Origin of the sequence: Candidatus Allofontibacter sp. (genome assembly GCF_038145245.1) — a bacterium.
Lineage (GTDB): Bacteria > Pseudomonadota > Alphaproteobacteria > Pelagibacterales > Pelagibacteraceae > Fontibacterium.
Map to the genome: position 1 here is coordinate 1 of NZ_JAYQPI010000040.1, position 6,712 is coordinate 6,712.

Genomic DNA, 6,712 nt, shown 5'->3' on the forward strand with positions numbered 1-6,712 from the left:
CCCATACCACCCATTCCGCCTGGCATTCCACCGCCACCAGAATTAGAATTTTTATCTTCAGGTTTGTCAGCAATCATGGCTTCAGTTGTAATAAGTAGACCTGCTATTGAAGAGGCATCTTGAAGAGCTGTTCTTACAACTTTAGTTGGGTCGATAATACCTTTTGCAAACATATCGCAATATTCACCACTTTGAGCGTCATAACCTTGAGAAGGTTTTTTGCCCTCTATAAGTTTTCCAACAATTACTGATCCATCAACTCCAGCATTGCTTGTGATTTGTCTTATTGGATATTGTAAGGCTTTTCTAATTATTTCAACACCAGCTTTTTGGTCATCACCTTTTGGCTTTAAATTGTTTAGAGCTTCAGATGCATATAGTAATGCACATCCACCACCAACAACTACACCTTCTTGTACAGCTGCTCTAGTAGCGTTAAGCGCATCCTCTACTCTATCTTTTCGCTCTTTAACTTCTACTTCTGTAGCGCCACCAACTTTAATAATAGCAACACCACCCGCAAGCTTAGCTAATCTTTCTTGTAGTTTTTCTTTATCGTAGTCAGAAGTAGTTTCTTCAATTTGTTTTCTAATTTGACCACATCTTGCCTCTATCTCTGATTTTTTACCTGCTCCATCAACGATAGTTGTGTTGTCTTTATCAACTCTGATTTTTTTACACTGACCAAGATCTTTCAACTTAACATTTTCAAGTTTAATACCAAGATCGTCGGATATAACCTGTCCACCAGTTAAGATAGCAATATCTTCTAACATTGATTTTCTTCTATCACCAAAGCCAGGAGCCTTAACTGCTACGACTTTTAAACCACCTCTTAATTTATTCACAACTAAAGTTGCAAGAGCTTCTCCCTCTACATCTTCAGCTATAATTAAAAATGGTCGGCTAGATTGAACAACAGATTCCAATAGAGGAACCATAGGTTGTAGGTTAGTTAATTTTTTTTCTGTGATAAAAATTAATGGATCTTCTAATTCCGCGATCATTTTATCTGCATTAGTAATAAAGTATGGAGACAGATAACCTCTATCAAATTGCATACCTTCAACTACATCAAGTTCTGTTGAAAGACCTTTAGCTTCTTCAACAGTGATAACGCCTTCGTTACCAACTTTTTGCATTGCTTTTGCAATCATGTCTCCAATTTCTTTTTCACCATTTGCAGAGATAGTTCCAACTTGAGCAATTTCTTCACTAGTTTTTACTTTTTTTGAACTTTCTTTAATTCTAGTAATTACTGTTTCTACTGCTAAATCAATTCCTCTTTTTAAATCCATTGGATTCATTCCAGCAGCAACATATTTACAGCCTTCTCTTGCGATTGCTTGCGCTAAAACTGTTGCAGTTGTTGTACCGTCACCAGCTTCTTCATTAGTTTTGCTAGCAACTTCTTTAACCATTTGAGCTCCCATGTTTTCAAATTTATCCTCAAGCTCAATTTCTTTTGCGACAGTAACTCCATCTTTAGTTATTCTAGGCGCACCGAACGACTTATCTATAACTACATTTCGCCCTTTAGGTCCTAATGTTACCTTCACTGCATTTGCAAGTATATCAACACCTTTAAGCATTGCATTTCTTGCATCTGTATCAAATCTTACAATTTTACCTGCCATTTTTTTTCTCCTTGTTTATATTTTAATTATTTTTTCTTAGACATGATGCCCATGATGTCAGACTCTTTCATGATGCTATATTCTACTCCGTCAATCTTAACTTCAGTTCCCGACCATTTTCCAAATAGAACCAAGTCTCCAATTTTAACTTCCATTGGTAAAATTTTTCCATCTTCAGTTTTTGCTCCAGGTCCAACAGCAATAACTTTTCCCTCAGAAGGTTTTTCTTTGGCAGTATCTGGTATAATTATTCCACCTGCTGTTTTTTCTTCTCCATCTAAAGGTTGAACAAGAACGCGATCGTGTAAAGGTCTAAAGTTCATTAATTTAATTCTCCGTAAAATTAGTTGTTAATCAAAATATAACTTCGTACAATAATGTACCCGATGCTATATGATGCTTGATCTATTAAATTTCAAGGGGTGGATATTACAATAAAATAGCTAAAACACTATATTTTATTAGCTTTTTTTGATTTGATTTATATGGAACATCCAAAATTATACTTTATAAAGTACAGCTCTTATGACGCTAAACCAAGACTTAACTAAAAATAAAAAGCAAAAAAATAATTATAAACCTAATGATTTAGAGGCATTTTGGATGCCATTTACTGCAAATCAAGACTTTAAAAAAGATCCAAGAATAGTTTCAAAATCTAAAGGTATGTACTATTACACTCCTAGTGGAGATAAAGTTTTAGATGCAGTTGCAGGTTTATGGTGCTGTAATGCAGGACATAATAGAGAAGAAATTGTAAAAGCAATCCAAGAACAAGCCGCTGAGTTAGATTTTGTTCCTTCCTTTCAAGCGGGTCATTATAAAGCTTTTGAATTAAGTAATAAATTAACAGATATTTCTCCGGAAAATTTAAATCATGTTTTTTATAGTAATTCCGGTTCAGAAGCAGTTGAAACAGCTTTAAAAATTGCTTTAGCGTATTTTAGATCCATAGGACAGCCATCAAAAAGAATTTTAATAGGTCGTGAAAGAGGTTATCATGGAACAGGTTTTGGTGGATTATCGGTAGGTGGAATAGTTAATAATAAAAAACAATTCGAGAGATTTTTACCAGAAGTTTACCATCTTCCACATACGCACAATTTAGAACATAACTCATATTCAAAAGGACAACCAGCTTGGGGAGCTCATCTTGCTGATGATTTGTTAAAACAAATTGAAAAACACGGTGCAATTAATATTGCGGCAGTTATTGTTGAACCAGTTGCTGGTTCAACAGGAGTTTTAATTCCACCAGTTGGTTATTTGGAAAAACTAAGAAAGATTTGCACGGATAATAATATACTTTTAATATTTGATGAAGTGATCACTGGTTTTGGAAGGTTAGGAAAACCATTTGCCGCAGACTTTTTTAATATTGAACCTGACTTAATGACCACAGCAAAAGGATTGACCAGCGGAACTGTACCGATGGCAGCAACTTTTGTTTCAGATAAAATTTATAAGGTTTTTATGCAAGGAGATCCTAAAGTAATAGATTTTTTTCATGGATATACTTATTCAGCGCACCCATTAGCGTGCGCAGCTGCAATTGCAACACTGCAAGTTTATAAAAAAGATAATTTATTATTTAGAGCTTCTGAAATTGCTAACTATTGGGAAAATGCTTTGCATTCATTAAAGGGCACTAAACATATAATCGATATAAGAAATCTTGGATTAATAGGAGCAATAGAATTAGAGTCTATTACAGATAAGCCATCAAGAAGAGCGTACAATGTTCTTTGTGAAGCTTTCAAAGATCAAAGATTATTTGTAAGGGTTACAGGAGATATTATTGCTTTATCCCCACCTTTGATTATTGAAAAAACAGAAATAGATTTAATCATAGAAAGATTAAAGAAAACAATTAATTCTACACAATAATTTTAAATTTATGAATAATCCTGTTTTTTTAAGCGGGTTAAATAAAATTTTTTCAAAATTTGATATTTATTTTATTGATCTATGGGGTGTAATTCATAATGGCATTGAGTGTTACCCTGAAGCATTAAAATCACTAAAAAATTTAAAAAAAAGCAAGACAATCGTATTAATTTCTAATGCGCCAAGACCCAGAGTTAGTGTTGAAAAATTTTTAAATAAAATAAATTTTAGTAAAAAATTTTATAATTATTTATTTACTTCTGGTGATTTAACTCGCTTTTACCTTAAGAATATTACTAAAAATAAATCTTTTTATCATTTGGGCCCAGTTAGAGATAAAAGTTTATTTTTTAATTTAGGACTAAAAAAAACTTCAATAAATAATGCAGACTTTGTAGTTTGTACTGGAGTAAATAATAATAAAGATAGTATTAAAAAATACTTAACTGTTTTAAAGAAAATCAAACAAAAAAATTTAAAAATGATTTGTGCTAATCCAGATTTAATTGTTCACAGAGGCGGTCGGGCAGAATACTGCGCTGGATCAATTGCAAAATTATATGAAAAAATGGGTGGCAAAGTAAAGTATTTTGGTAAGCCCTATAAATATTTTTATAAATATATTTTTATGACGCTTAAAAAAAAATATAAAAAAAATATAAATAAAAATAAAATTCTTGTTATAGGTGATAATTTAGATACCGATATCGCAGGAGCTAATAATCTTAAAGTTAAAAATTTATTTGTAGCTGGTGGTATTCATAGATCTGAGTGGAATAAAAATAATATAAATTTAATTAAATTTGTAATTAAGAAAAATAAAGATTTTAAAATTAATTATTTTCAGAACGAATTAGTTTGGTAAATGAAAATTTATAACGATATTAACCTAGTTGATAAAAAATACCTTAATTCTGTTTTAGCAATAGGAAATTTTGACGGTGTACATTTAGGACATCAGGAACTTTTAAGAAAAGCTTATATTTTTTCGCGTAAGGTAAATAAAAAATTTGGCATTTTTACATTTGATCCTTTACCTAAAGATTTTTTTAATAAGACTGATAATAAAATTTTAAATATTAATGACAAGATAGATATTATAAAAAAATTTCGTGCGGATTTTTTTATTAAACAAAATTTTAATCGCAATTTTTCTAAAATAAGTCATGATAATTTTGCTAAAATAATTCTTTTAAAAAAATTAGCAGTTCATAGTATTTTTATTGGTAAAGATTTTAAATTCGGGTTCAAAAGAAAAGGTAATATATCTTTCTTAAAAAAATTATCAGATAATAACAATTTTAAAATTTTTATAATTAATTTTAAAAAATTTAATAATTATAAAATTTCTTCATCAAAAATTAGAACCTTAATACAAACTGGGAGAGTTAAACTTGCTAATAAAATCATGGGAAGGCCATGGTCAATTTCCGGCAGAGTTATTCGGGGTAAAAAATATGGAAGGCGCATAGGGTTTCCAACGGCAAATATTAAAATATTTAATCAGATTAACCCACTGTTTGGTGTTTACTCTGTTAAAATTATTTTTAACCAAAACTCCTATAATGGAATTGCTAATTTTGGTGTAAGACCAACATTTGGAGGTTCAAGTCCCGTTTTAGAAGTTAATGTTTTTGAAAAAAATCATAATTTTTATAATAAAAATATCAAAGTTTTGTTCATTGACTTTATTAGAAAAGAGAAAAAATTTAAAAATAGTTCAATGCTGGTTAGTCAGATTAAGAAAGATATTAAAGTAGCTAAAATTAGTTTAAACAAAAAATAATGTCAGAAATTAAAATAAATCTTCCTGCTACCTCTTTTCCTATGAAGGCAAATTTACCTACGAAAGAGCCTGAAATACTTAAATTTTGGAAGCAAATTAACCTTTATCAAGAATTAAGATCTAACAGTAAAGGTCGAGAAAAATTTGTTCTACATGATGGACCTCCTTATGCGAACGGACATATTCATATTGGAACCGCATTAAATAAAATTTTAAAAGATATTGTTGTAAGATTTAATCAAATGACAGGCAAAGATGCCCCTTACGTTCCAGGATGGGATTGTCATGGGTTGCCAATAGAATGGAAAGTAGAAGAAGAATATAAAAAAAAAGGAAAAAATAAAGACACTGTTCCTGCTAATGAATTCAGAAAAGAATGTAGAGAATTTGCAAAAAGTTGGATCGAAATTCAAAAAAAAGAATTTAATAGATTAGGAGTAAATGGAGACTGGGAGAATTATTATACGACCATGAGTAAATCTTCAGAAGCTCAAATAACAAGAGAAATTAGTAAATTTATAATTAATGGTGGATTATATAGAGGCTTTAAACCAGTTTTATGGTCTGTTGTTGAATCGACAGCTTTAGCTGATGCAGAGGTTGAATATTATGATCATACTTCTAATACAATTTATTCAAAGTTTTTAATTAAGTCTGGTCCTGAAAAATTTTTAAATTGCAACGTTGTTATTTGGACAACAACTCCTTGGACTATTCCTTGTAATAGAGCCTTAGCTTTTAATAATAAAATTAATTATTCTATTGTTAAAATAAATAATAATGAAAAAATTATTGTTGCAGAAAAATTAATAGAAAAAGTTTTAGCAGATTGCGCAATTACAAAACATGAAATTATTGAAAGTTTTTCAGGATCCGAATTAAAAAATATCAATTGCAATCATCCCTTCAAAGATATTGGTTATACTTTTGATGTTCCTATGCTTGATGCTAATTTTGTTAATTTAGAACAGGGAACAGGAATTGTTCATTGTGCACCTAGTCATGGACCAGATGATTACTATTTGTGTTTGAACAATAATATACAAGCCTTTGATACAATCGATGATAAAGGATATTATACAAAAAATATTATTAAATTTTCTGGCACTCATATTTTTAAAGCAGATGAGATTATTATTAATGAGTTGAATAATTTATCAAGATTGTTAGGCAAAGGTAAACTGAAGCATAGCTATCCACATTCTTGGAGATCTAAAGCACCGTTAGTTCATAGAGCTACACCTCAATGGTTTATATCGATGGAAACAAATGATCTCAGAAAAAAATCTATTGCTGCAATTGGCAATACAAAATTTTATCCAGCTGTTGGACAAAATAGATTAAGATCAATGATAGAAACAAGACCAGATTGGTGTGTTTCTCGACAAAGAGTTTGGGGAGT

General features: G+C 30.4%; 6 protein-coding genes. 4 read left to right on the plus strand and 2 right to left on the minus strand.

The window, feature by feature from the left end:
* On the minus strand, positions 1 to 1,637 hold a 1,637-nt coding region (gene groL / locus AC8IGH_RS04795; RefSeq protein ID WP_507419579.1), incomplete at its 3' end, for a chaperonin GroEL.
* Positions 1,638 to 1,663: 26 nt separating this feature from the next.
* Entirely contained in the window at positions 1,664 to 1,960 is a 297-nt protein-coding gene (groES, locus tag AC8IGH_RS04800; protein ID WP_507419580.1) for a co-chaperone GroES, read from the minus strand.
* 202 nt (positions 1,961 to 2,162) lie between these two features.
* On the opposite strand from groES, the gene aptA reads away from it, so the two are divergent.
* The 4 genes from aptA to AC8IGH_RS04820 all read left to right on the plus strand — a co-directional run.
* Positions 2,163 to 3,524, plus strand: coding sequence for an omega-aminotransferase AptA (gene aptA, locus AC8IGH_RS04805; protein ID WP_507419581.1), 1,362 nt, complete (start codon positions 2,163 to 2,165; stop codon positions 3,522 to 3,524).
* 10 nt (positions 3,525 to 3,534) lie between these two features.
* Positions 3,535 to 4,389: a TIGR01459 family HAD-type hydrolase gene (locus AC8IGH_RS04810; RefSeq protein ID WP_507419582.1), complete on the plus strand. Its 855-nt coding sequence runs from the start codon at positions 3,535 to 3,537 to the stop codon at positions 4,387 to 4,389.
* Positions 4,390 to 5,310 carry a bifunctional riboflavin kinase/FAD synthetase gene (locus tag AC8IGH_RS04815; protein WP_507419583.1) on the plus strand — a complete coding sequence of 307 codons (921 nt, stop codon included), beginning with the start codon at positions 4,390 to 4,392 and terminating at the stop codon, positions 5,308 to 5,310. It abuts the gene before it with no gap.
* Positions 5,310 to 6,712, plus strand: a 1,403-nt coding sequence (locus tag AC8IGH_RS04820; RefSeq protein ID WP_507419584.1) for a class I tRNA ligase family protein, incomplete at its 3' end; no start/stop codon positions are given. The genes AC8IGH_RS04815 and AC8IGH_RS04820, both read left to right, overlap by 1 nt.